Raw genomic sequence first — 23,351 nt, 5'->3', positions numbered from 1 at the left:
CGACCCCCACCCCGGCCGTGGAACCGGACACGCGGCGGTGATACTGAACGTATGAAGCTCAGCCGCCCCGTCTCCTGGTTCCTGCTCGCCTTCGGGGTGTGGAGCTGGTTCATCTGGATCACTTTCGTCAAGAACCTCGTCAAGGACGGCAGCGGGCTCGCGTTCGACGACGCGGGCGACCCGACGGGCTACTTCTGGGTGCACCTGCTGCTCGCGGTCGTCTCCTTCGTATTGGGGACGGTTGTCGGGGCCATCGGGTTGCGCGGGGTGCGCGCATTGCGCCGGACGTCATAGGCAGAGGGATACGACTTCGTGGTCATCGTCTTCGTGGTGCTCGTCCTGGCGGTCATGGTGACCGCCAACTGGTACGTGTGGCGCCGCCTGTTCCGCGACACCTCCAGCGGCCCCGGCTGGGTCCGCCGCGCGGGCGCCGCGCTGATCGCCGGCGGCTGGCTGCTGGCGTTCGCCGCCCTGGTGGCCGAGCGCACCGGCGCGCCCTTCTGGCTGCAGCAGGTGCTGGCGTGGCCGGGCTTCCTGTGGCTGGCGCTCTCGATGTACCTGCTGCTGGCCCTGCTGGCGGGCGAGGCCCTACGACCGCTGCTGCGCCGCCTGCTGGAGCGCCGCAAGCCCGCCGAGGCGCCCGTGCGGCAGGCCGAGCCGGTGCCGGTGGGCGCGCCCTCCTCGCCCGAGCCCGAGGGCCCGCTGCTGGTGGCCGCCCCCTCCCGCCGCCTGTTCGTCTCCCGTGTCATCGGCGGCGCCGCCGCGGCGGCGGCCGTGGGGACCGTCGGGATCGGCACGTACGGCGTGCTGAACGGGCCGAGCGTGAAGCGGGTCACCGTCCCGCTCGCCAAGCTCCCGCGCGCGGCCCACGGTTACCGCATCGCCGTCGTCAGCGACGTCCACCTGGGCCCGGTCCTCGGCAGGGGCTTCGCGCAACGGGTCGTCGACACCATCAACTCCACCCGGCCGGACCTCGTCGCCGTCGTCGGTGACCTCGTCGACGGCAGCGTGCGGGACCTCGCCCCGGCCGTGGCCCCGCTGCGCGGCCTCGACGCCCCCGCCTACTTCGTCACCGGCAACCACGAGTACTTCTCGGGCGCCGAGCAGTGGGTCGAGGAGGTGCGGCGCCTCGGTCTGCTCCCGCTGGAGAACGCCCGGACCGAACTGCCCTGGTTCGACCTCGCAGGAGTCAACGACATCGCGGGCGAGGAGGAGGGCCAGGGCCCCGACTTCGCCAAGGCGCTCGGCGACCGCGACCCGGCACGCGCGTGCGTGCTCCTCGCCCACCAGCCCGTGCAGATCCACGACGCCGTCGAGCACGGCGTCGACCTCCAGCTCTCCGGCCACACCCACGGCGGCCAGCTCTGGCCCGGCAACCTCGTCGCGGCCGGCGCCAACCCGACCCTGGCGGGCCTGGAGCGGTACGGCGACACTCAGCTCTACGTCAGCCGCGGCGCCGGCGCGTGGGGCCCGCCCACGCGAGTCGGGGCCGAGTCGGACATCACGGTCATCCAACTGGCCTCCAGGCAGGCCTGATCCGGGGTCTGTCGACGGCACCCCGCCCCCTCACATCGGCAGGGTCACCGTCACCGTCAGCCCCTCGCCCGGCGCCGTGTCCACCGCCACCTCGCCCCCGTGCGCCTTCACCACCCCCTGCACGATCGCCATGCCCAGGCCGCTGCCCGCGCCTCCTCCGGCCCGGAAGAAGCGGTCGAAGATGCGGGCCGCGTCCTCCTGGGCCAGCCCTGGGCCCCGGTCCGCCACGCGCATCCGCACGACACCGTCCGCCCGCTCCACCGCGAGGTGGACCGGGGCGTCGACGGGCGTGTGCGTGCGGACGTTCCCGGTCAGGTTGCCCACCACCTGCCGCAGCCCCGACTCGTCGGCCCGGACCAGGAGGGCGCCCTCCGCCGACACCGTCACCGGACGCTCCGGCTGCTGGACGCGCAGGTCCTCCGCCGCGTCCCGGACCAGCCGGCTGATGTCCACGTTGCGGAACCGGAGTTCGGGCTGCTGGTCCAGGCGGGCCAGGCACAGCAGCTCGTCCACCAGGCGGCCCATCCGGTCGGCCTCCGCCAGCACCCGCTCCCAGGCCCGTTTGCGCTGGTCGGGGTCGCTGAGCATGCCCTTGTCGTAGAGCTGCAGATAGCCGCGTATCGCCGCCAGCGGGGTGCGCAGTTCGTGCGAGGCGTCCGCCACGAAGCGGCGGAGCTGGGCCGCGCTGCGTTCACGGGTGCGGTAGGCCAACTCCACCTGGTGGAGCATGGAGTTGAGGGCCAGCCGCAGCTGCTCCACCTCCAGGGTGGCGTCCCGGCTGGAGGGCACTCTGCGGGTCAGGTCGCCCTCCGCGATGGCCGAGGAGGTCTCCACCATGTCCTCCAGCGGACGCATCCTGCGGCTGACGCTGAACAGGGTCAGACAGGCCAGCAGGGCCAGCAGCAGGGTGCCGAAGGCGAGGTCCAGCTTGAGCGCCTTGGCCATGCCCTCGTGCAGGGCGTCGGTGGAGATCGCGATCAGGACCACCGGACCGTCGGACAGGCGGGCGGCGACCACCCGGTACGGGGTGCCCTCCACCTCGATGTCCCGGGGTTCCGCCGCGGCGGCCAGGACCGTGGGATCACCGACCTCGGCGGCCACCGAACGCTGCCGTGCCGTCGGTGCCAGCGGGCCCAGGGAGACGGGCCGGCCCGCGCGGTCGACGGCCACGAAGACCGACCCGGTCGAACTCGGCAGGGATTCGGCGCCGCTGCCCGCGAACTGGTCCATGGCGATGCCCAGTTCACCGAGCGACTCGATCTGGCGCATGCTGAACCCGGCGTTCTGCAGGGTGGTGCGGGTCGCGAGCAGCTCGGAGTCGATCTTGTCGAGGAGATAGTGGCGGGCGGCCATCAGGCTGATCGCGGTCGCCGCGACGATGCCCAGGGCCAGCAGGGCCACGTTCGCCAGGGTCAGCTTGGCGCGCAGCGAGTGGATGCCGCGATGCCCCCGGCCCAGGCACCGGAACCTCATGCCAGTCCGTAGCCGACGCCCCGGCGGGTGGTGATGACGGGCGGTCCGAGGGTGTCGAGCTTGCGGCGCAGATAGCTGATGTAGGTCTCCACGACGGTCGACTCGGGCGGGGTGTGCTCGTACTGCCAGACGTGCCGCAGCAGTTGCTCCTTGGGCACGATCCGGCCGCCGTTGCGGACCAGGAAGCGCAGCAGGGCGTACTCGGTGGGGGTGAGCTCGACGGTGCGGCCCGCGCGGTGCACGGAGTACGTCGACTCGTCCAGCTCCAGATCGCCGTAGCGCAGCGGCGGGCGCTGGGGGAGGACGTCGGCGGCGCGGGTGCGGCGCAGGACGGCGGTGACGCGGGCGATCACCACGTCGATGTCGAAGGGCTTGGTGATGTAGTCGTCGCCGAAGCCCAGGGCGCCGACGATCTCGGCGGGCGAGTCGCGGGCGGTGAGGAAGACCAGCGCCAGCTCCGGCTGATGGACGCGCAGCTGACGGCCGAGGGCGCGGCCGTCGCCGTCCGGCAGCATCACGTCCAGCAGCGCCACATCGGGCCGGGTGCGCCCGGCGAGCGCCAGGGCCTCACGGACGGTGCCCGCGGTCATCACCTCGAACCGGTGGTAGCGCAGGGCGATGGCGAGGACGTCCGCGATGCTCTCCTCGTCCTCCACGACCAGCACGGTGCCCACAGCCGTAGTCATGTGCCCAGTATCGGCGCGACCACTGACAACCGGGCCGGTTCCCGGTTTGGAGTTCCTTGAGAGTCGAGCCCGTCGGCTGTCCGCGCGCGAGCGGCGGCCCCGATGGTGGTGTGCAGGACCTGGGGGACCGACCGACGACCGATGAAGGAGCGTTGAGCGTGGCGACATTGGCACGGTGGTGCTATCGGCACCGGCTGGTGGTCCTGTTGCTGTGGGTGGGGGCACTGTTCGGCCTGGGCTTCGGCGGTTCCGCCGCGGGCACGGACTACGCGAACGTCTTCTCCCTGCCGGACACGGACTCCAAGCGCGCGTACGACCTGATGGAGAAGGCCTTCCCGGAGCGCGCCGGAGACACCGACACGGTGGTGTGGAAGGTGGACGAGGGCTCCGTGCGGGACGCGGCCGTGGAGAGCCGCGTACGGCCCGCGCTGGAGGAGATCGCGGGGATGGACGGGGTCGGTGAGGTCACCGACCCGCAGGTCAGCGAGAACGGGCGGATCGCGTACGCCCAGATCACCTTCAAGGAGCAGGCCAACGCCATCCCGAAGGAGGTGATCGAGGACATCGTCGACACCGCGCAGGCCGCCGAGCGGGACGGACTCCAGGTGGAGCTGGGCGGACAGGCGATCGCCCGTACGCAGGAGCCGCCGGCCGGCACCGCCGAGGCGGTCGGCATCCTCGCCGCGGCGGTCGTGCTGTTCCTCGCCTTCGGCTCGCTGTTCGCGATGCTGGTGCCGATCGTGGTGGCGATCGCGGGCGTGGGCACCGGCATGCTCTCCACGATGCTGCTCAGCCATGTCACGGACGTGCCCGAGGTCGCCCCGCTGCTCGGCTCGCTGATCGGCCTCGGCGTCGGCATCGACTACGCGCTGTTCATCGTGACCCGGCACCGGCGCGGCATCCTGCGCGGGATGAAGCCGGAGGAGGCCGCGGTGACGGCCCTGAACACCTCCGGGCGTGCGGTGCTGTTCGCGGGCGGCACGGTGTGCATCGCGCTCGCCGGCATGCTGGTGATGAACATGCGGTTCCTGGACGGCGTGGTCATCGCGACCTCGCTGACGGTGGTGCTCAGCGTGCTCGCCGCGATCACCCTGCTGCCCGCGCTGCTGGGCCTGCTCGGCCCGCGGGTGCTCAGCCGCAGGCAGCGCCGTCGGCTGGCCGCCACGGGACCGGAGCCGGACGAGGCGAGCGGGCTCGCGGCGCGCTGGTCGGTGTACGTCCAGAAGCGGCCGCGGACGGTCGCCGCGGGCGCCCTCGTCGTCATGGCGGTGCTGGCGCTGCCGGTGCTGTCGATCCGGCTCGGCGCCACCGACCAGGGCAACCACCAGGAGTCCACGACCACCCGGCAGGCCTACGACCTGCTCGCCGAGGGCTTCGGACCCGGTGTCAACGGCCCGCTCCAGGTCGTCGTGGACGGCCCCGCCCCCGACTCGCTCGTCACCGCCATCGAGTCCACCGAGGGAGTGGCCCAGGTGGCCGCCGTACCGCCCGCCAACGGCGTCTCGGTGATCAACGTGGTGCCGACGACCTCACCGCAGTCGGAGCAGACCGACCAGCTGATCGACCGGCTGCGCGACGACGTGATCGCCCAGGCGGGCGTCGAGGCCCATGTGGGCGGTGTGACGGCCGTGTTCAAGGACTTCGCGTCGGTGACCTCGGACCGGCTGCCCTACTTCATCGCGGCGATCATCGCGCTGGGCTTCCTGCTCCTGCTGGTGGCGTTCCGCTCGCTGGTCGTGCCGCTGACGGCCGCGCTGATGAACCTGATCGCGGCCGCCGCGTCCTTCGGTGTACTGGTGGCGATCTTCCAGTGGGGCTGGGGCACCGAACTGATCGGCGTCGGCAAGGAGGGCCCGATCACGTCGTTCCTGCCGGTCATCATGCTCTCGCTGCTCTTCGGCCTCTCCATGGACTACCAGGTCTTCCTGGTCAGCCGGATGCACGAGGAATGGGTGCACACCAAGGACAACGCGCGCGCCGTGCGGGTGGGCCTGGCGGAGACCAGCCGGGTCATCAACTGCGCGGCCCTGATCATGATCTGCGTGTTCTCCGCGTTCGTCCTCAGCGGTGACATGGAGGGCGCGATGGCGGGCGTCGGTCTCGCGGCGGCGGTGGCGCTGGACGCGTTCATCCTGCGTACGGCGCTGGTGCCGGCCGCGATGTTCCTGCTCGGCAAGTCCAACTGGTGGCTGCCGGCCGGTCTGGAGAAGCGGCTGCCGCATCTGGCGGTCGAGCCGAAGGAGGAGGCGCTGGAGCAGCGGCCGGCGGTCGAGGGCGGTGCCTCGGTGGTGCACGGCTTCATCCGTACCGCGGACGGCGACCCGGTGCCGGGAGCGGCCGTCACCCTGCTGTCCAAGGGCGGCCGCCAACTGGACCGGGTGACCTCCCTGGCGGACGGCTCGTACATCGTCTCGGTCCCGGCGCCGGGCACCTATCTGCTGGCGGCGACGGCCTCGGCGCACGGCTCGCGCGCGGGGCACGTGGTGGTGGACGGTGAGCCGCTGGTCTACGACGTGGAGCTCGCCGAGGGCGAGGTCGACGCGGTCAACTGAACGGATACGGCTTCCTGCCGGGGGCGGCGTCACCCGCGTCATCCCCGGCAGGAAGTCCGTGCACCGACCGGTGCGGATCAGGACGACTGTGCCGCCTGGTACAGGTTCTGCGCGTCGGCGCCGAAGTAGGGGCCGTACATCCGGTTCGGGAGGAAGTTGTACTTGAAGCTGTTCACCGAGGACAGCAGTCCGGTGCCGGTGGACTCGTTGAACTGGGTGAACCAGGGGCCGCCGCTGGAGCCGCCGGTCATGTTGCAGGTCATGCCGTGGTCGTTGGAGAGCAGGAAGTCCCGGCTGGTGCTGCCGGAGCAGTAGATGAACTTCTCCCCGTCGTAGGGGCTCGCGGCCGGGAAGCCGAAGGCGTACATGCGCAGGTTGTAGCCCGTGTTGAAGGCGAGGCCCTGTCCGCCGACGACGTCCGTCAGAGACCGCCCGTTCAGCGGGGCGACGACGGCGGCGCCGATGTCGTAGTTGATGTCCTCGCTCGCCGTCCACTGCGGGGTGGCGAGGGTCCTGGTGGCGGTCCAGCGGCCGTGGGGGGACTGGCCGTCGTGGTAGCCGGGCACGAAGACCCAGTTGGTGTGCCAGGCGCCGCCCATCCGCACGCAGTGGCCCGCGGTGATGACGGTGCTCTTGTTGGCGCTGGTGACGGCGTTGCCGGAACAGGACGCCGTACGGCCCTGGTAGGTGAAGAAGACCCGGCCCGCCGTGGAGACCACGGCCCCGCCGCCGGTCCAGGCGCCGCCGCCGTGCGGGAAGGCCTGGATGCCGGTGCCGGCGTCGGTGGCCGGGACGGTGGCCGGGACGGTGGTCCGGGCGCCCTTGGCCGGCGCCGTGCCGCGGTGGCCGCTCACCGGGAGCAGGTCCAGCGGCTCGGCCGCCCGCATCCGCGCGGGGGTCCAGAACGCGGCGGCTCTCTCCTGCGCGGCTTGGGTGACCGGACGGACGCCGGTGTCGGACCGGGGCCCGGCGCTCGCCGGTACGGCCAGTGCCCCGGCGGCGGTGAGCAGGGCGGTGACGCCGACGAGGAGGGAGCGGGATATCCGAGGTATGCCTCGCACGCGTACTCCTTTGTGAGGGGTGCGGAGTGGATCGAAGCTGTCAGGAGCGTCCCACCTGAGCGCCATTTTGGAAGGGTGCATGCCAAGTCGGTGGTCGAAAACCGGCCGCCTCGGCAGGTGCGGGTCCGCCTCGGCAGGTGCGGGTCCGCCTCAGGGGCGTCGGCCGAGCGCCGGGCGCTTGGTGTAGTCGGTGAGGCCGAGGACGTTCCCCCAGGGGTCGGCGACCTCGACGGTCCATCCGGTGGCCCCCGGGAACGGCTCGTCCAGCGGCGTGATTCCGGCGTCGGCGAGCCGGCGGGCGGCCGCGCGGGCGTCCGGCACCTCCAGCCACAGACGGGGGGCGTGCCAGGGCGGCGGGCGGTGGTTCAGCCCCTCCTCCTGCCGCAGCAGGATGCCGGGGGTCTCCCCGCCCACCTTCAGCAGCGCGATCCCCGCCTCGTCGAACCGGAACGCCGTCGTGAACCCGGCGCGTTCGTAGAACCCGACGGCCTCACCGAGGTCACCGACGGGCAGCAGCACGTTGTCGAACCCGAGCAGTTCGTAGGACTCGTCATCTGACACACAGTCAGAGTAGGTGGATGATCGGCCGGATCCCGGGATTGTCAGCGGCGGCTCGTACGGTTGGCGCATGGGACAGGCCACGGTGCAGAGGGCCCCGGAAAGCCCGGAGGCCCCGCTCCCGATGCGACGGAAGCAGGGCCCTCGGCCAACGCGGCGGAGCTCAGAAGCGGCGCGTGATCAGCGCCTTCTTGACCTCGGCGATCGCCTTGGTGACCTCGATGCCACGCGGACAGGCGTCCGTGCAGTTGAAGGTCGTGCGGCAACGCCACACGCCGTCCTTGTCGTTGAGGATCTCCAGGCGCTGCTCGCCGGCCTCGTCACGCGAGTCGAAGATGAAGCGGTGCGCGTTGACGATGGCCGCCGGGCCGAAGTACTGGCCGTCGTTCCAGAAGACCGGGCAGGACGACGTGCACGCGGCGCACAGGATGCACTTGGTGGTGTCGTCGAACCGCTCGCGGTCCTCGGCGCTCTGCAGCCGCTCACGCGTCGGCTCGTTGGTGTCCTTCGTGATGAGGAAGGGCATCACGTCGCGGTACGCCTGGAAGAACGGCTCCATGTCGACCACGAGGTCCTTCAGGACCGTGAGGCCCTTGATGGGCTCGACCGTGATCGGCTTCTCGGGGTTGATGTCCTTGATCAGCGTCTTGCAGGCGAGACGGTTCTTGCCGTTGATCCGCATGGCGTCGGAACCGCAGATGCCGTGCGCGCAGGAGCGACGGAAGGTCAGCGTGCCGTCGACCTCCCACTTGATCTTGTGCAGACCGTCGAGGACGCGCTCCTTGGGGTCGATCTCCAGCTGGAAGTCTTCCCAGGTCGCCTCGGCCGAGACCTCCGGGTTGAACCGGCGGACGCGGAAGGTGACGGTGATGTAGGGAGAGGCGGCGGAGTCCGCCTCCACCTTGTCCAGAACGGGGGTTGCCATCAGTACTTACGCTCCATCGGCTGGTAGCGGGTCTGGACGACCGGCTTGTAGTCGAGACGTACGGACTCCGTGCCGTCGTCGCCCACCTCGCGGTACGCCATGGTGTGGCGCATGAAGTTGACGTCGTCGCGGTTGGGGTAGTCCTCGCGGTAGTGACCGCCGCGGGACTCCTTGCGGGCGAGCGCGGAGACGGCCATGACCTCGGCGAGGTCGAGCAGGTTGCCCAGCTCGATGGCCTCCAGCAGGTCGGTGTTGAACCGCTTGCCCTTGTCCTGGATCGACACGTTCCGGTAGCGCTCGCGCAGTTCGGCGATCTTCTCGACCGCCGTCTTGATCGTCTGCTCGGTGCGGAACACCATGACGTTGGCGTCCATGGTCTCCTGCAGCTCCTTGCGCAGCGTCGCCACCCGCTCGGTGCCGGTGGACGTGCGCAGGCTCTCCACCTGGGCCAGCACCAGCTCCGCCGGGTTCTCCGGCAGCTCGACGAAGTCGGCCTTCTGGGAGTACTCGGCGGCGGCGATGCCCGCGCGCTTGCCGAAGACGTTGATGTCCAGCAGCGAGTTGGTGCCCAGCCGGTTGGCGCCGTGCACCGACACACACGCGACCTCGCCGGCGGCGTACAGGCCCGGGACCACGGTCGTGTTGTCGGCGAGCACCTCACCCTGGACGTTGGTCGGGATGCCGCCCATCGCGTAGTGCGCGGTCGGCTGGATCGGGATCGGGTCCGTGTAGGGCTCGATGCCGAGGTAGGTCCGCGCGAACTCGGTGATGTCCGGGAGCTTGGCGTCCAGCTGCTCCGGCGGGAGGTGGGTGAGGTCCAGGTAGACGTGGTCGCCCTCGGGACCGCAGCCGCGGCCCTCGCGGATCTCCGTGTAGATGGAGCGCGAGACGACGTCCCGGGAGGCGAGGTCCTTCATGACCGGCGCGTACTTCTCCATGAAGCGCTCGCCGTCCTTGTTGCGGAGGATGCCGCCCTCACCGCGGGCGCCCTCCGTCAGCAGGATGCCCATGCGCCAGATGCCGGTCGGGTGGAACTGGAAGAACTCCATGTCCTCCAGCGGCAGCCCGCGCCGGTAGACGGCGGCCTGGCCGTCACCGGTCAGGGTGTGCGCGTTCGACGTCACCTTGAAGAACTTTCCGCAGCCGCCGGAGGCATAGATGACGGCCTTCGCCTGGAAGACGTGGATCTCACCGGTGGCCAGCTCGTACGCCACCACACCGGCGGAGCGCTTGACGCCGTCCACCTCGGTGATCAGCTGGTCCAGGACGTAGAACTCGTTGAAGAACTCCACGCCCTGCTTGACGCAGTTCTGGTACAGCGTCTGGAGGATCATGTGGCCGGTGCGGTCCGCGGCATAGCAGGACCGGCGGACCGGGGCCTCGCCGTGGTTGCGGCTGTGACCGCCGAAGCGGCGCTGGTCGATGGTGCCGTTCGGGGTGCGGTTGAACGGCAGGCCCATCTTCTCCAGGTCGAGGACCGAGTCGATGGCCTCCTTCGCCAGGATCTCGGCGGCGTCCTGGTCGACCAGGTAGTCACCGCCCTTGACCGTGTCGAAGGTGTGCCACTCCCAGTTGTCCTCCTCCACGTTGGCCAGCGCGGCGGCCATGCCGCCCTGCGCGGCGCCCGTGTGGGAGCGGGTGGGGTAGAGCTTGGTGAGCACGGCGGTGCGGCTGCGCTTGGTGGACTCGATGGCCGCGCGCATGCCCGCGCCACCGGCGCCGACGATGACGGTGTCGTACTTGTGGATCTTCATGATTCTCGCAGCCCCGTGCCTAGCGGATGTTCGGGTCGAAGGTGAAGATCACCAGCGTGCCCAGCAGGATGGTGAACACCGTGGCGGTGTAGAGCAGGCCCTTCAGCCACAGCCGGGTGTTCGCGCGCTCCGCGTAGTCGTTGATGACCGTGCGCAGGCCGTTGGCGCCGTGCAGCGTCGCCAGCCAGAGCATCAGCAGATCCCAGACCTGCCAGAACGGGGATGCCCAGCGGCCCGCCACGAAGGCGAAACCGATCTTGGAGACGCCGCCGTCGAGCACCAGCTGGATCAGCAGGTGGCCGATGACCAGGACGACCAGGACGATGCCGGACAGCCGCATGAAGAGCCAGGCGGCCATCTCGAAGTTGCCCCGGGTCGACTTCGGGGTGTTCTTGGTGCGCTTGCGCGGGGCCTCGATGTAGGGCGCCGGGTTGTCGACGTCGTAACCGGAGGGGCCCTCGACGGGGCCGATTCCGGACGCGGTCTTCTCAGTCGTGGACATGGGCGTCAGCTCCCGAACAGTTCACGAGCGGCGTGGCCGAGGAGGGGGTAGATCGCCCCCAGCATCAGCACCAGCCACAGACCGACGGCGGCCCAGAGCATCTGCTTCTGGTAGCGCGGGCCCTTGGACCAGAAGTCGACGGCGATGATGCGCAGACCGTTGAGCGCGTGGAAGAGGACGGCGGCGGACAGCCCGTACTCCATCAGCGCGATGATCGGCGTCTTGTACGTCGCGACGACCTCGTCGTAGGTCTCGGGGGAGACACGCACGAGAGAGGTGTCCAGTACGTGAACGAACAGGAAGAAGAAGATGAGGACGCCGGTGACTCGGTGAGCCACCCAGGACCACATTCCTTCCCGGCCGCGGTACAGCGTTCCAGCCGGCACGGAAGTCCCTCCGGGAGCGGGGATTGGGGCCGCGCCGGCTTGTGCTGTCGGTCGGGCCCGGCCGGGTACGGTCCTCCGGCCCCCAGCATCGTAGCGACGCGCTGTCGGGATGCTTACGCCGGGCCTGTCGGTGTGATCAAAGTGGCACGCATATGGGTGAGCGCGGGCGGCTACGTGGGCGGTGTGTCCTGTTGTGTGCCGAGTGCGGGTGCGTTGTGGCTGGTCGCGCAGTTCCCCGCGCCCCTCAGGGAGTCCAGCAAGCGTCCTCTCGCCAGGCGGCGGAGTTCCTCCCAGGCCACCACCCGCTCCTCCTCCGGATCGTTTGTCAATCGTGACCGGATGGCCGTCAGGACGTGGTCCAGGCACTCGTTCGGCGGCACCTCGTCGAGGCAAATGACGAACACATGGCCGAATTTCGCCTCGTAGGCGGCATTCGCGGCGTCCAGTGCCGTGTGGGCGGCCGAGTACGCGTCCTCCGGCAGCACCGGCAGCGTCTCGCCGGCCAGCGCCTCCGTCAGGTCCGCCGGGGTCAGGTCGTACGCCGCTTCGTCCGACGCGGCCAGCAGGGCTTCCGGGGTCGGGTAGGGCCGGTGGGCCGTGATGCGGTGGGCCCAGCGGAGGCTGCGCAGGCAGGTCAGGAGGGTGTGCCGGAGCTCGTCGGCGCATGCCGTGTTGAAGCGCTCCAGGGTGGTGCCGCGCTGCTGGTGGGGTACGGCCACTCGGCCAGGGAGGTGTGTGGGCGTCACGTGTGTTTCGGCAGGGGATGCTGTGAGAGATGTGTCGCCACGGTATCGACAGGGCACCTGAGTCGTCCGACCGAGGACCGAATTTCAGCCGAACGGGAGAGTTTCGGAACGTGTGGTGGACGCGTACCGCGCTCGCCGGTCGTAGGTTGGCCGGGTGAGCCAGCACAGGCGCCGGGCGCCGGAGAAGAAGGTCGGACAGCGAGCCCTCCTGGTCGGGGCCCTGGTCGCCGCGTTCGGCGTGGGCCTCGGAGTGTGGGCCTCCGGCGACGGCGGCGGCTCCGCCGGGCCCACGGGGGCCGCGGTGCGGCAGCCGTCCGGCGAGGCCACGTCCCGGTCGGCCGGGGCGTCCCGCTCCGCGGCGGCGCCGGTGCCGAGCCCCAGCCCGTCGTACGCGCTGTCCCGCACCCCCCGGACCATTCCGGCGGTCCGCTCGCACGCGCCCGCACGTGGGCCGGGGTGGCGGCCCGAGCGGGGCGGGCGGGTGGTCGTCGGGGACGCGGACCTGGCGGACGAGGGGCGGCTGGTCGCCGAGGAGCTGGGGCTGACCTACGCGGGCGAGAAGGACGACGTGCGGGCCGGTGACGTAAGGCTGTCGCTCAACGACGACGAGGGCGCCGATCCGGAGTCGTACGCGCTGACCGTGCGCGGCGGGCGGGTGAACATCAGCGGGCCCGCCGACGCGGGCGTGTTCTACGGCACCCGGACGCTGAAGCAGGCGGTGCACGGCGGGGGGACGGCGCCGGAGGGGGTCGTACGGGACGAACCGGCGAAGAAGGTGCGCGGGTTCATGCTGGACATCGCGCGCAAGAACTTCACCGCCGAGTGGATCGAGGACCGGGTCCGGGAGCTGGGGGACCTGAAGTTCAACCAGCTGGGGCTGCACTTCTCCGACGACCAGGCGTTCCGGATCGAGTCCTCCTCGCACCCCGAGGTCGTCTCCGATCCGCATCTGACCAAGGCCCAGGTCCGGCGGATCGTCCGGATCGCGGCGGAGCGGCACATCACCGTCGTGCCCGAGATCGACTCCCCGGGGCATCTGGGGGCGGTGCTCGCGGCCCACCCCGGCCTCCAGCTGCGCAACGCCTCGGGCGCGGCCACGCGCGGGGCGATCGACATCTCCCAGGACGAGTCCGCCGAGATCGTCGACGACCTGCTGAACGAGTACGCCGAGCTGTTCCCGGGCGGCCCGTGGCATCTCGGCGGTGACGAGTACCGGGCGCTGACCGTCGCCGACCCCGAGGCGTCCTACCCGCAGCTCGCGACCGCGGCGCGGGAGGCCTACGGCTCCGGGGCGACCGTCGAGGACCTGACCACCGGCTGGCTCAACGACCGCGCCGACACGGTCCGCGTCCACGACAAGTACCCCCGGGCCTGGAACGACGGCTTCTTCCGCGGCACCTCCGTCAAGGCCGACGAGGACATCGTGGTCGCCTACTGGACCGGCAAGGAGATCGGCGCCCGGCCCCCGGCGGAGTACCTGGCGGAGGGGCGGCAGGTCATCAACTACAACGACGAGTTCCTGTACTACGTCCTCGGGGAGCCGCAGACCTTCGTCTATCCGACCGGGCAGCGCATCTACGAGCAGTGGACGCCGCGCGTGCTGCGCGGCACCCAGGCGGTGGCGGCGCAGTACGACGACCAGATCCTCGGCGGGTCCTTCGCCGTCTGGTGCGACCTCGCGAACTCCCAGACCCAGGACCAGGTGGCGGCCGGCATCCGGATGCCGCTGCGGGCGACCGTCGAGAAGCTCTGGAACCCGGGCACGCCCCGGCAGTCCTGGGCGGACTTCAAGGCGCTGGGCGACCGCCTGGGCTGAGGCCCCGATGCCCGCCCGGGAGCCGGATCGTCCGATCCGGCTGCGAACGGGCGTACGGCTGTGGTGTATTCGGCCCGAGTCGAAGCAACAAAGCCTGGGGGAACGAAGATGGGCTATTGGGGGTATTTCGTCGTGGGGCGTGCCGAGCGGCCGCTCGCGGAGCTGGCGGCGCTGGCCGGCGCGCCGGGGCTGACCCTGCGCCAGGAGGCGCCGGGCGGCTGGCAGGTCTGGGAGTACCCGGGCGGTGAGGGCGACGTCGGGAACATGCACGAGCTCGCCCATCAGACCGGGGAGCCCGCGCTGTTCGGGTACGTCATGGACAGCGACTGCGCGGTGGTGGAGGCGGCGGGCCCGGAGAGCGGGGCGTGGACGGCCTGCCTCGGGCGGGCGGCGATGGCCGAGCGGCTCGGCGCGGGCGAGGGGCTCGTCCTGGAGGACTACTTCCTGGAGCCCCGTGGCGCCGCCGAGCGGGCCGTCGCCTGGGCGGCCGAGGCCGGGCACACCGTGGCGGCCGGACCGCTGCTCGACGTGTTCGGCGCCGACCCCGATCCGTTGGCCGAAAACCTCTTCTTCCGGATGCTCGACCGGCTCGGAGTGGTGCCCCTGTGACACTCCTGGGGCGTCGCACGCAGTAAGGGGAAGTGCGGGCTCCGTGAGGAAGGTGCCCCGGTGGAGCCCCACAAAGGCCCGCAAGAGGGAGGCGTGGATGAGCCTGGTGGAGTTGATCGCTCAGGCCGACGAACGCGGACTGGCCGCAAGCGGGTTGGCTTGTTTGGATCGGTGCGTCCCCCTGCTGGGCGGTGACGACGACCTGCTGCGGCCCCTGTGGACGAGCCTCGCGGACCCCTCCGGCGACGACTGGACCGACCGCCTCGCCCAGGTGCGCGACACGCTCGGCGGCGGGGCGGACGCGCCGACCCAGGCCGCGGACGAGGCCGTACGGCTGGCCCGCCGGATGCTGGAGGCGGTCCCGGCCCGCCACGCGGCCGCCGAGGTGCGGGTGTGGGCGGACGCCTGCTCGGTCGCCTCGCTGCAGATCCACCGGATGCTCGACCTGGTCGCCGACGAGGCGTCCTCGGTCGACGCCCGCCGCCAAGGCCGCACGCAGGGCATGTCGCCGCTCGTCGCCGCCGAACTGCGGCGCCAGATCACCGTCCTGGAGCTGCTCGCCGGGCACGGCGCGGGCGGGCTGCGGCCGGCGCTGGAGGTGTCCACCGAGGGGCGGCGGGTGCTGCGCGCGGTGGTGTCACGGCGGGCGCGGGGCCGTGTCTGAGGGGCTCGCGACCATCGCTCCCGCACAGCTGCGGGGTGACGAAACCCCGCGCCGCCGCGCTCTTGTCGGTGTGACGACGACAGAGCAGCAGACCAGGCCCTCCGCTGCGGCGAAGCCGGTGCGGTGGGCGGCGGACGTGGTTTCGACGATGCGTGAAGGGGCGCGGCTGCGTCTCGACTACTCGGCGCAGAGCCTGTGGCGGCTGGACCGGGTGATCGACGATCTGCGCCGGGAGGGCACCCCGCCGGCGGCCGTGGAGTGCGTGCTGCGCGGATTCGGCGCGTACGCCGGTGAGGTGATCGTCCGTCAGTGCGGCGCCGAGTGGTGGTCGTCCGGCGGCGACCACTGGATACGTACGCCCGACGGCAAGCTGTGGGACCCCCTGGAGGAGGCCCGCCGGTGTTTCACCGGGGACGGGTCGCTGCGCCTGCTGTGCCGGGACGCGGTGCGCGGAGGTTGTACCGCGGAACGCGTGTGACATGGCCGCCGGCCTGAGCGTCCTCGCCCTGCGGCTGCGCACCCGCCTGCGGAACCGGGCTGACGGAACGACGAAAGCGGCCGGCGCCCACGCAGTGGTGTGGGCCCGGCCGCTTCGCTGTGCCGCCGTTACGGCGCCAGCACCTGCCCGAGCCCGCCGTCGGTCGGCGTGCCCAGGGTGGTCTTGCTGTAGATCAGCGAGTCGCCGTAGCCGATGCCCGTGCTGTTGCTCGGGATGTGCAGCAGGACGCCGTCCGTGCCGTCCTCGCCGTTCGCGCCCACGGTGAGGTCGGCGCGGCCGTAGCCGGACAGGTCGGTCAGCGTCACCGACGTACCGAACAGGTCGCCCGCCTCCGCGGCGCCGGGGACGCCCGTGGTGTCCTGCGAGATCGCCGCCGAGCCCGAGCCGGTCAGGCCCGTCGGGCTGCCCTTGACGAGGACCACGGAGCCCGCGTTGGCGTGGCTGACGCCGCTGCGGGTGAGGTCCTCGCCGCGGGCGCCGGCCAGGGCGTCGGCGTAGCCGTCGGCGTCGAGGTCGCCCGCCGAGACCGAGATGCCGAAGGAGTCGCCGGACTCGTTGCCGCCCGGGACGCCCGAGGTGTCCTGGTGGATGACCTTCATGCCGGTGGTGGTGAAGCCGGTCGAGGTGCCGAACAGCATGGTGATCTGGCCGCCCGAGACGGCACCCGACTCCGAGGCGACCGGCTGGCCGATGACGATGTCGTCGTAGCCGTTGCCGTTGAAGTCACCGGCGGCTATGGAGCGGCCGCCCTTGACCGAGAGGACCCCGGCCTTGGTCAGACCGGTCGCCGAGCCCGCGAAGCGGACGATCCGGCCGATGCCGCCGGTGTCGCGGTAGTTGAGGGCGACGTCCGCGTAACCGTCCCGGTTGAAGTCGCCGGTCGTGGCGTCGAGGTGGGCGACGGCGCCGGTGGCGGAGGTGAGCGTGCCGTACGTGGTGCCGGCGCCGGTCAGCCGGACGTGGTAGTTGCCGCCCTTGCCGGTGCCGGCGGAGAAGACGTCGGCCTGGCCGTCGCCGTTGAAGTCGCCGACGGTGACGGCCGAACCGAGCTTGGCGCCGGCCGCGGTGACGCCGGTCGTGGTGTACGAGAAACCGGTGGTGAGGGCAGGGCCGTACATCACCGTGACCTGGCCGCGGTCGGCGTTGCCGCTGGTGTCGTCCTCACCCGGCGCGCCGATCGCGAGGTCGGCGTGGCCGTCGCCGTTGACGTCGCCCCAGGCGGTCGCGGCACCGAAGGAGTCACCGGACTCCGAGGTGCCGGGGACCCCGGCGCTGTTCTGGGTGAAGCCGGTCCGGGACGCGGTGACGGGGCCGTCGGTGCCGCCCGGGACCACGGTGACGCGGTTGGCCTTCGGGGTGCCGGCGACCAGGTCGCTGACGCCGTCGCGGTTGTAGTCGGTGGTGGCCAGGGCGTGCGAGATGCCCGGCGTCCTGGCCAGCGAGGCGATCTGCCCGAGCTTGGGGTACAGGTTGAGGCCGGGGCAGGCCGTGGCGTTGGTGTCCTTGTGCCCGAAGACGCGCGGCAGCGTGATCTGCGTGCCCTCGGCGACCCTGTTGCCGCTGTAGTTGAGCGGGGCCCGCGAGGTCAGCGTGACCTTGCCGGCCGGGTCGATGCCGTACATCCCGAACTTCCAGGCCACGACCCGGGCGATGGCGTCGAGGGCGGCCTTGGTCGGCTTGGCCGACTCGAAGTTGCCGATGTAGGAGATGCCGAGCGTGTCGGTGTTGAACCCGGCGTCGTGCGCGCCGGTCACCGGCAGGTCCATGCCGCCGCTGCGGCCCTCGAAGATCTGACCGCACTTGTCGACGACGAAGTTGTAGCCGATGTCGAAGTAGTCCTGCCCGAAGTGCGCCTGCTGGATGGTGCGCATCCGGGCCCGGGACTCGGCGCAGGACAGCGTGTTGTCGCTGTCGACGCCGGTGTGGTGAACGACGGCGGCCTTGATGTCGGTGCCATAGCTCGGCGTGCCGTTGTAGTCCGTCGACGCGCCCCACTCGGCCTGCGTGATGATCGGGGGCTTCACCACCGTGGAGGGACGGGGCGCCGGGACCGTGGGCGTCGGGGTCGGGGAAGTCGATGAACCGGGCGTCGCCGACGCGGAAGTCGACGAACCGGGCGTCGCCGACGGGGAGGTCGAGGCGCTGGGGGTGACCGACGCCGAGGCCGAGGCGCTGTCCGACGGTGTCACCGCGGGCGTGGCCGACTCCTCCACCGCGAAGGCCGCGGGCTCCACCCCGCCCTCCGGGTCCGTGCCCGGGTCCAGCAGCTTGACGTCCATGCCGGCCGGCTGCCCGCCGACCTCGGTGCCGGCGGAGTCGACCACCCGCACCTCGACGCCGTCGGACGCGCCGGTCCACACCGACTCCGTACCGCCCCGCAGCGCGGCCCGTTCGGCCTCGGCGCCGTCCGCCTGGCTCGGCTCCGGGACCAGCTCGCGCCACGGCGACCAGGCGCCGGTCTCGATGTCCCGGGTGCGCACCTCGGGCGTGCCCTTGGCTTCGGCCTCGGGGTCGTCCCAGGTCACCACCACCGCGCTGAACTGCTCGGTCTCCCGCTTGTCCAGGCCCTTGCGGCCCGAGCCCTCGTTCTCGAGCTTCAGCGTGTGCACGGCGGGCTCGCGCTCGCCCGCCTTGTCGTCGGACGACACGGGCTGGTCCGCCATCGCATACGTGACGACACCCGCTCCGCTCAGCACCACCGCCCCGACGGTCAGCCAGGCCCGCCGCCGGAGACCGATCGGCTTGTACGCATGGGTCCTACGAGGACTCAACTACCCCACCCCTAGAGATTGGACACGATCGCCACACCTGTAACAGGCGCGCTCTCCTGTCAGCGTTGAGTCCGGTTCAAACATCACCCGGGCAAAGGGTTGTACGACCTCATGACTTTTCTGTGTGTGCATGAGCACAGCCGTGACGTGTGATGCCGATGTGCCGGAATCCGCTGGATGCTGTGGGGGATTCGCAGACGTTCCCCCGTGGATCGACGGGAGGGGTCGGCCGATGGACCAGGGGGACGAGCGAAGAGGGCACGCGAACGCGATGCGCGGGCTCACGGCGGCTTTCGTCGCCGGTGTCACCGCCCGGAACCGGCTGCCGCTCGACTACTCGGTGGCCAGCCTGCGCGTCGTGGACTTCCTGATCGACGGCCTGCGCAAGGGCGGCGCCGACCAGGAACGCGCCCGCGAGACGCTCTTCGGACTCGGTGCGTACGTCGGTGAGGTGCTGGTGCGCCGGGCGGGCGCCGTCTGGGTCGACTTCGACGCCCACCAGCGCGCCTACTTCGGCCAGCCGGTCGGCGTACGGATGCCGGACGGCCGCGTCTGGAACCCGCTCGGCAAGGTCCACAACCGCTTCGACGCGGGCGGCCCCGAGGAGTCCCTGCACACCTTCTACCTCACCCTGCCCGGCCGGGTCCGGCGGGCCGCCGCATGAGCCGCACGAGATTACGGCGGCCGCTGTGACACTTCTGTGCGGCCCGGCGCTGTTGACCATGAGGGGCGTGGGCAGAGGACGGAGCCGTGCCGGGGGGTGCGGTCCGGCCATGAACTCGGCGGGACGAGGACAGTAGTTGGGCCAGGGAGCGGAACCCCGTCGCGGGCACGCGCACGACGGGGAGCTGGGCGCGGCCGTCGCGCGGGCGCAGGAGGGTGACGAGGCGGCCTTCGCGGTCGCCTACCGCATCGTGCAGCCCGGACTCCTCGGCTATCTGCGCGGCATCGTCGGCGACGACGCCGAGGACGTGGCCTCCGACGCCTGGCTGGAGATCGCCCGCGACCTCGGCCGGTTCAAGGGCGACGGGGCGGGCTTCCGCGGCTGGAGCGCGACCATCGCCCGGCACCGGGCGCTGGACCACTTGCGCCGGCAGCGGGTACGGCCCCGGTCGACGGCGACCGATCAGGACGTACTCGATCTGCCGGGCCCGCACAGCACGCACGAGCAGGCACTGGAGTCCATCTCCACCGAGTACGCCCTGGAGCTGGTCCGGGGGCTGCCGCGCGACCAGGCCGAGGCCGTGCTGCTGCGGGTGGTGGTGGGCCTGGACGGCCCGGCGGCCGCCCGGGTGCTCGGCAAGCGTCCCGGCGCGGTGCGCACCGCCGCGTACCGGGGTCTGAAGCGCCTGGCGAGCCAGCTGGGCGCCGAGGGTGTGACGGATGACGGCCCCCGGACGCTGGGGGAGTCGAAATGAACGGAGCGGGGAGCGCGGGCGTAGCACGGGGGGAGCACCGCGCCTCCACAGGTCGCGGACGCCGTGTACCCCTCGGGGCGCGCGGCCCGCAGGGGCCCCACGGGCCACACAGGATCCAGCGGGACCATGGGCCCCGGATCGGTCAGGTCGGACAGGAACGGAAACGGACATGGGTGAACAGCTGAGCGACGGCGGCACCGCCGACCGTCGGCCCGCGCACCCGCACGGCACCCCGTCCGGCCCGCCCGTGGACGCCGGCCGGCCCGACCTGGAGGCCCTGCTCGCCGCCGCGATGCGCCCCGCCGCTGTCGACGCCGAGGGCGAGCGGCGTGCCGTCGCCGCGTTCCGGGCCGCCCGGGAGGCGGGCGCGCACCGGACCCGCACCCGGCGCCGGGACGACTGGCGGCCCCGGACGCGCGGCCGTTCCGTGCGCTCGCTGCGGGCCACGCTCTCGCTGTTCGTCGCGAGCCTCGCCCTTGGCGGGGCCGCCTTCGCGGCGATCGGTACGGCCGGTTCCTCCTCGGACGCCTCCGACGGCCCCGGCACGCCCCCGCCGTCCGCCGCTCCCGCCGACCCGGACCCCGAGCCCCGAGCCACGGCCTCCGGCACCGCCACCGCGCCCCGGGACCGTCCGTCCGCCGCCGCGGACACCGAGGCCAAGTGCCGGGCCTACGAGCGGGTCCGGGGCAACGGCAAAGCGCTGGACGCCCCGGCCTGGCAGCGGCTGACCGAGGCGGCGGGCGGCGCGGAGAAGGTGGCCGCGTACTGCGCGCAGCGACTCGCGGAGGCGACGGCGCAGAGCAAGCCGGGCGCCGGGAAGACCAACGGCACGGGTACGGGCAACAACGGCACCGGTACGGGCTCCGGCTCCGGCACGGGCAACGGCACCGGGACCGGCTCCGGCTCGGGTTCCGGCTCGGGTTCCGACAACGGCTCCGGCAAGAGCGACAACAAGCCGGGCAAGAAGAACTGACACCGGTCGGCCGGGAGTTGTCCTCACCGGCCCGCTGATTCGGCCACCTGGGGCCCCCGCCAAAGCAACGGCCGGGGCCGCCACCCCCCACAGGAGAGGCCCCGGCCGTCGCGCGGCACGGGCCGCGCGGCGGCCCGTATTTCCTACAGCGCCATGAGTGCGGTTTCTGTCACACCCCGATGTGTCCCCGGCCCGCCGCCCCTTGTCCGGACATGGACGAGCAGCGGTTTCAGGTCGTAACGTGCCTTTCGCGTCGCACGGGGAAGTTGAACGATCACTGAAACCGGCGGCGGGCCGCCGAGCCGGGGCCATCCACCGACCATCTACCGAGGTACCGAGTGCTGGGGGACGACGCGGAGCTGACGGCCGCGGTGCTTGCGGCACAGGACGGGGACGAGACCGCGTTCCGGACTGTGTACCGCTCGGTGCACCCGCGGCTGCTCGGCTACGTACGGACGCTGGTCGGCGACCCGGACGCCGAGGACGTGGCGTCGGAGTCCTGGCTCCAGATAGCGCGCGACCTGGATCGCTTCAGCGGGGACGCGGACCGCTTCCGCGGCTGGGCCGCCCGGATAGCCCGCAACCGCGCGCTGGACCACATACGCATGCGCGGCCGCCGCCCCGCGATCGGCGGCGACGAGACCGAACTGACCGGCCGGGCCGCCGAGTGCGACACCGCGGGCGAGGCCATCGAGGCCCTGGCCACCGACGGCACCCTCTCCCTGATCGCCCGGCTGCCGCAGGACCAGGCCGAGGCCGTGGTGCTGCGCGTGGTGGTGGGCCTGGACGCGAAGACCGCCGCGGAGACGCTGGGCAAGCGCCCGGGCGCGGTCCGCACGGCGGCGCACCGGGGTCTCAAACGCCTCGCCGAACTGCTCGGCGACCCTTCGGAGAACGATCCGGAATCGGCCGGGGTCCTCGCCGCCCTGCCGCCCCAGCGAGAACCGCGCGGCCGCGCCGTGACGTCCGCGACTGTGACGCATACGCGTGCGCGGACGCAGAAGGATGTGTGATGGCCGACGAGCAGTACAGGTGGCTGGACCGGAGGACGGCGGAACGTCTGCTGAGCGGGGAGCCACTGGAAGCTGTGGACGCGGCCGACCGCGACCGGGCGGAACGCCTCGCCAAGGCGCTTGAGGCCCTGACCGCCCAACCCCCTGCGACCTCCGCCGAACTCCCCGGCGAGGCCGCCGCGCTGGCCGCCTTCCGCGCCGCCCGCTCCGAGTCCGCCGCCGCCCCCGCGACCCCCGGCCACGGCTCCCGGCCGCACTCCGGCGACGCCGGCCTCGTCCGCATCGGCACGCCCCCGCCCGGGGCCCGCAGTCCCCGCTGGGCGCGCCCGGTGCGCCTCGGTCTGGCCGCCGCGCTGGCGGTCGGCATGGTCGGCGGCGTCGCGGTCGCGGCCGGAACCGGAGTCCTGCCCACGCCGTTCGAGGGCGGCGCACCGGAGCCCGCCGCGTCGGTCTCGGCCGCCGTGCCGCCCGAGCGCCCGCAGGAGTCGCCGTCCCCGGAGGACGCCGTGGAGGGCGAGTCCGTGCCCGACGGGACGTCCGGCGGGGCCGCGCCGGACCCGGACACCTCGCGGGAGACCGGGGGCGACGGCACCGACCCCGGCGCCGCGAACGGTGACCCCAAGGACCGGTGGAGCGGCGGCAAGCACAAGAGCGCCGCCGTCGCGGCCTGCCGTGACGTCAGCGCCGGCAAGCGGCTCGCCGACGACAGCAGGCGGGCTCTGGAGGCCGCTGCGGGCGGCTCCGCGCGCGTGTGGACCTACTGCAAGGGACTGCTCGGCGAGGCCGGGTCCGGGTCGGGGTCCGAGTCCGGGTCGGGGTCGGAGTCCGGGTCGGGGGAGGGCAAGTCCCACGGCCGGGAGGAGAACGCCGGCCGGGGCAGCGGCCAGGACGAGGACGACGACCAGGGCGACCAGGGCGAGAAGGACGAGAAGGACGAGAAGGGCGACCGGGGCCGCGGTGAGGGCGGCCGCGACAAGGGGAAAGGCAACGGTCACAGCCGCCCCGAGGACCACCGGCGCACCGACGGCACCACCACCGGGACGCCCTCGTCGCCGCCCGGGACCCCCGTGCCGGACCGCTCCGATTCCCCGGTGGCACCGGACGCTCTGGACGTCTCACCGAGCCCGCCGTCCACCGCGCCGTGATCCCCGCGCGGGTGCTACGACACGCCCGCTGAGCTGCGGTTCTGTAAACCGCGGAACTTTTTTCGCGCGGGGTGTGACGTTTTCGCCGATCCCGGCGCAGTATTCAGTGAGCCGACTGGTCATCGGCCGTCGCACGGAGCCGGGGTTCCCCCCGTACCTTCGGCTCGTGCACCTGGCGCGGGGGGGGCCCCCGGCCCCCCCCCCCCCCCCCCCCCCCACCCCGGGCCCCCGACCCTGTAGCCGGTCCGCACCGGCGCGCACACT

Annotated in this window: 22 protein-coding genes; 12 read left to right on the top strand and 10 right to left on the bottom strand. The window is 72.2% G+C overall.

Annotation, left to right across the window (positions count from 1 at the left end):
- Nucleotides 1–51 precede the first annotated feature (51 nt).
- Nucleotides 52–294, top strand: coding sequence for an SCO4848 family membrane protein (locus ACFYW5_RS03775; protein ID WP_389415308.1), 243 nt, complete (start codon nt 52–54; stop codon nt 292–294).
- An 18-nt stretch (nt 295–312) separates the two neighbouring features.
- Nucleotides 313–1,536 (top strand): metallophosphoesterase, encoded by a 1,224-nt coding sequence (locus tag ACFYW5_RS03770; RefSeq protein WP_389415307.1) that lies wholly within the window; start codon nt 313–315, stop codon nt 1,534–1,536.
- 30 nt (nt 1,537–1,566) lie between these two features.
- On the opposite strand, the gene ACFYW5_RS03765 is transcribed toward ACFYW5_RS03770, so the two are convergent.
- Nucleotides 1,567–3,009 (bottom strand): sensor histidine kinase, encoded by a 1,443-nt coding sequence (locus ACFYW5_RS03765; protein WP_389415306.1) that lies wholly within the window; start codon nt 3,007–3,009, stop codon nt 1,567–1,569.
- On the bottom strand, nt 3,006–3,695 hold the full coding sequence (locus tag ACFYW5_RS03760; protein WP_389415305.1) for a response regulator transcription factor: 690 nt from the start codon (nt 3,693–3,695) through the stop codon (nt 3,006–3,008). The genes ACFYW5_RS03765 and ACFYW5_RS03760 overlap by 4 nt, the downstream gene beginning before the upstream one ends.
- 167 nt (nt 3,696–3,862) lie before the next feature.
- Between ACFYW5_RS03760 and ACFYW5_RS03755 the strand changes: the two genes are divergently transcribed.
- Entirely contained in the window at nt 3,863–6,247 is a 2,385-nt protein-coding gene (locus tag ACFYW5_RS03755) for an MMPL family transporter (RefSeq protein ID WP_389415632.1), read from the top strand.
- A gap of 77 nt (nt 6,248–6,324) precedes the next feature.
- Here ACFYW5_RS03755 and ACFYW5_RS03750 read toward each other — a convergent pair whose 3' ends face one another.
- The 7 genes from ACFYW5_RS03750 to ACFYW5_RS03720 all read right to left on the bottom strand — a co-directional run bounded on the left by ACFYW5_RS03750 (nt 6,325) and on the right by ACFYW5_RS03720 (nt 12,179).
- Nucleotides 6,325–7,308, bottom strand: a complete 984-nt coding sequence (locus tag ACFYW5_RS03750) for a trypsin-like serine peptidase (protein WP_389415304.1) — start codon at nt 7,306–7,308, stop codon at nt 6,325–6,327.
- 150 nt (nt 7,309–7,458) lie between these two features.
- Complete coding sequence (locus ACFYW5_RS03745; protein WP_389415303.1) at nt 7,459–7,869, bottom strand: VOC family protein; 411 nt, start codon at nt 7,867–7,869, stop codon at nt 7,459–7,461.
- Between the two features lie 160 nt (nt 7,870–8,029).
- The gene (locus ACFYW5_RS03740) at nt 8,030–8,791 is read right to left on the bottom strand and encodes a succinate dehydrogenase iron-sulfur subunit (protein ID WP_389415302.1); all 762 of its coding nucleotides are present in this window, start codon (nt 8,789–8,791) and stop codon (nt 8,030–8,032) included.
- Nucleotides 8,791–10,545, bottom strand: a complete 1,755-nt coding sequence (sdhA, locus tag ACFYW5_RS03735; protein ID WP_389415301.1) for a succinate dehydrogenase flavoprotein subunit — start codon at nt 10,543–10,545, stop codon at nt 8,791–8,793. Before sdhA ends, ACFYW5_RS03740 begins: the two co-directional genes overlap by 1 nt.
- Before the next feature lie 19 nt (nt 10,546–10,564).
- Nucleotides 10,565–11,047: a succinate dehydrogenase hydrophobic membrane anchor subunit gene (locus ACFYW5_RS03730; RefSeq protein WP_250077920.1), complete on the bottom strand. Its 483-nt coding sequence runs from the start codon at nt 11,045–11,047 to the stop codon at nt 10,565–10,567.
- A gap of 5 nt (nt 11,048–11,052) precedes the next feature.
- Nucleotides 11,053–11,433, bottom strand: a complete 381-nt coding sequence (sdhC, locus tag ACFYW5_RS03725) for a succinate dehydrogenase, cytochrome b556 subunit (protein WP_308293287.1) — start codon at nt 11,431–11,433, stop codon at nt 11,053–11,055.
- Nucleotides 11,434–11,603: 170 nt separating this feature from the next.
- Nucleotides 11,604–12,179 carry a 2-oxo-4-hydroxy-4-carboxy-5-ureidoimidazoline decarboxylase gene (locus ACFYW5_RS03720; protein WP_389415300.1) on the bottom strand — a complete coding sequence of 192 codons (576 nt, stop codon included), beginning with the start codon at nt 12,177–12,179 and terminating at the stop codon, nt 11,604–11,606.
- 154 nt (nt 12,180–12,333) lie between these two features.
- On the opposite strand from ACFYW5_RS03720, the gene ACFYW5_RS03715 reads away from it, so the two are divergent.
- From ACFYW5_RS03715 to ACFYW5_RS03700, 4 genes are all read left to right on the top strand, one after another.
- Nucleotides 12,334–13,995 (top strand): glycoside hydrolase family 20 protein, encoded by a 1,662-nt coding sequence (locus tag ACFYW5_RS03715; RefSeq protein WP_389415299.1) that lies wholly within the window; start codon nt 12,334–12,336, stop codon nt 13,993–13,995.
- Between the two features lie 108 nt (nt 13,996–14,103).
- Nucleotides 14,104–14,604, top strand: a complete 501-nt coding sequence (locus tag ACFYW5_RS03710; RefSeq protein ID WP_389415298.1) for a hypothetical protein — start codon at nt 14,104–14,106, stop codon at nt 14,602–14,604.
- Between the two features lie 97 nt (nt 14,605–14,701).
- Nucleotides 14,702–15,268, top strand: a complete 567-nt coding sequence (locus tag ACFYW5_RS03705; protein WP_389415297.1) for a hypothetical protein — start codon at nt 14,702–14,704, stop codon at nt 15,266–15,268.
- A gap of 70 nt (nt 15,269–15,338) precedes the next feature.
- Nucleotides 15,339–15,746 (top strand): hypothetical protein, encoded by a 408-nt coding sequence (locus ACFYW5_RS03700; protein WP_389415296.1) that lies wholly within the window; start codon nt 15,339–15,341, stop codon nt 15,744–15,746.
- A 128-nt stretch (nt 15,747–15,874) separates the two neighbouring features.
- On the opposite strand, the gene ACFYW5_RS03695 is transcribed toward ACFYW5_RS03700, so the two are convergent.
- Nucleotides 15,875–18,538, bottom strand: coding sequence for an FG-GAP-like repeat-containing protein (locus ACFYW5_RS03695; RefSeq protein ID WP_389415295.1), 2,664 nt, complete (start codon nt 18,536–18,538; stop codon nt 15,875–15,877).
- Nucleotides 18,539–18,770: 232 nt separating this feature from the next.
- Here ACFYW5_RS03695 and ACFYW5_RS03690 point away from each other — a divergent pair, with 232 nt between their 5' ends.
- From ACFYW5_RS03690 to ACFYW5_RS03670, 5 genes are all read left to right on the top strand, one after another.
- Nucleotides 18,771–19,202, top strand: a complete 432-nt coding sequence (locus tag ACFYW5_RS03690; RefSeq protein ID WP_389415294.1) for a hypothetical protein — start codon at nt 18,771–18,773, stop codon at nt 19,200–19,202.
- A gap of 136 nt (nt 19,203–19,338) precedes the next feature.
- Nucleotides 19,339–19,956: an RNA polymerase sigma factor gene (locus tag ACFYW5_RS03685; protein ID WP_389415293.1), complete on the top strand. Its 618-nt coding sequence runs from the start codon at nt 19,339–19,341 to the stop codon at nt 19,954–19,956.
- Nucleotides 19,957–20,125: 169 nt separating this feature from the next.
- On the top strand, nt 20,126–20,929 hold the full coding sequence (locus ACFYW5_RS03680; protein WP_389415292.1) for a hypothetical protein: 804 nt from the start codon (nt 20,126–20,128) through the stop codon (nt 20,927–20,929).
- 338 nt (nt 20,930–21,267) lie between these two features.
- Nucleotides 21,268–21,942, top strand: a complete 675-nt coding sequence (locus ACFYW5_RS03675) for an RNA polymerase sigma factor (RefSeq protein ID WP_389415291.1) — start codon at nt 21,268–21,270, stop codon at nt 21,940–21,942.
- On the top strand, nt 21,942–23,087 hold the full coding sequence (locus tag ACFYW5_RS03670) for a hypothetical protein (RefSeq protein WP_389415290.1): 1,146 nt from the start codon (nt 21,942–21,944) through the stop codon (nt 23,085–23,087). The genes ACFYW5_RS03675 and ACFYW5_RS03670 overlap by 1 nt, the downstream gene beginning before the upstream one ends.
- Nucleotides 23,088–23,351 lie beyond the last annotated feature (264 nt).

The sequence above is a fragment of the Streptomyces sp. NPDC002779 genome (genome assembly GCF_042888685.1).
Classification (GTDB): domain Bacteria; phylum Actinomycetota; class Actinomycetes; order Streptomycetales; family Streptomycetaceae; genus Streptomyces.
This window is presented reverse-complemented; position numbering and strand designations above follow the sequence as displayed.

Excerpts from the sequence above, each read along its gene's own strand:
- ACFYW5_RS03775 (WP_389415308.1), top strand. The coding sequence starts at position 52 with ATGAAGCTCAGCCGCCCCGTCTCCTGGTTCCTGCTCGCCTTCGGGGTG.
- ACFYW5_RS03765 (WP_389415306.1), bottom strand. The coding sequence starts at position 3,009 with ATGAGGTTCCGGTGCCTGGGCCGGGGGCATCGCGGCATCCACTCGCTG.
- ACFYW5_RS03760 (WP_389415305.1), bottom strand. The coding sequence starts at position 3,695 with ATGACTACGGCTGTGGGCACCGTGCTGGTCGTGGAGGACGAGGAGAGC.
- ACFYW5_RS03740 (WP_389415302.1), bottom strand. The coding sequence starts at position 8,791 with ATGGCAACCCCCGTTCTGGACAAGGTGGAGGCGGACTCCGCCGCCTCT.
- sdhA (WP_389415301.1), bottom strand. The coding sequence starts at position 10,545 with ATGAAGATCCACAAGTACGACACCGTCATCGTCGGCGCCGGTGGCGCG.
- ACFYW5_RS03730 (WP_250077920.1), bottom strand. The coding sequence starts at position 11,047 with ATGTCCACGACTGAGAAGACCGCGTCCGGAATCGGCCCCGTCGAGGGC.
- ACFYW5_RS03710 (WP_389415298.1), top strand. The coding sequence starts at position 14,104 with ATGGGCTATTGGGGGTATTTCGTCGTGGGGCGTGCCGAGCGGCCGCTC.
- ACFYW5_RS03705 (WP_389415297.1), top strand. The coding sequence starts at position 14,702 with ATGAGCCTGGTGGAGTTGATCGCTCAGGCCGACGAACGCGGACTGGCC.
- ACFYW5_RS03690 (WP_389415294.1), top strand. The coding sequence starts at position 18,771 with ATGGACCAGGGGGACGAGCGAAGAGGGCACGCGAACGCGATGCGCGGG.
- ACFYW5_RS03680 (WP_389415292.1), top strand. The coding sequence starts at position 20,126 with ATGGGTGAACAGCTGAGCGACGGCGGCACCGCCGACCGTCGGCCCGCG.
- ACFYW5_RS03670 (WP_389415290.1), top strand. The coding sequence starts at position 21,942 with ATGGCCGACGAGCAGTACAGGTGGCTGGACCGGAGGACGGCGGAACGT.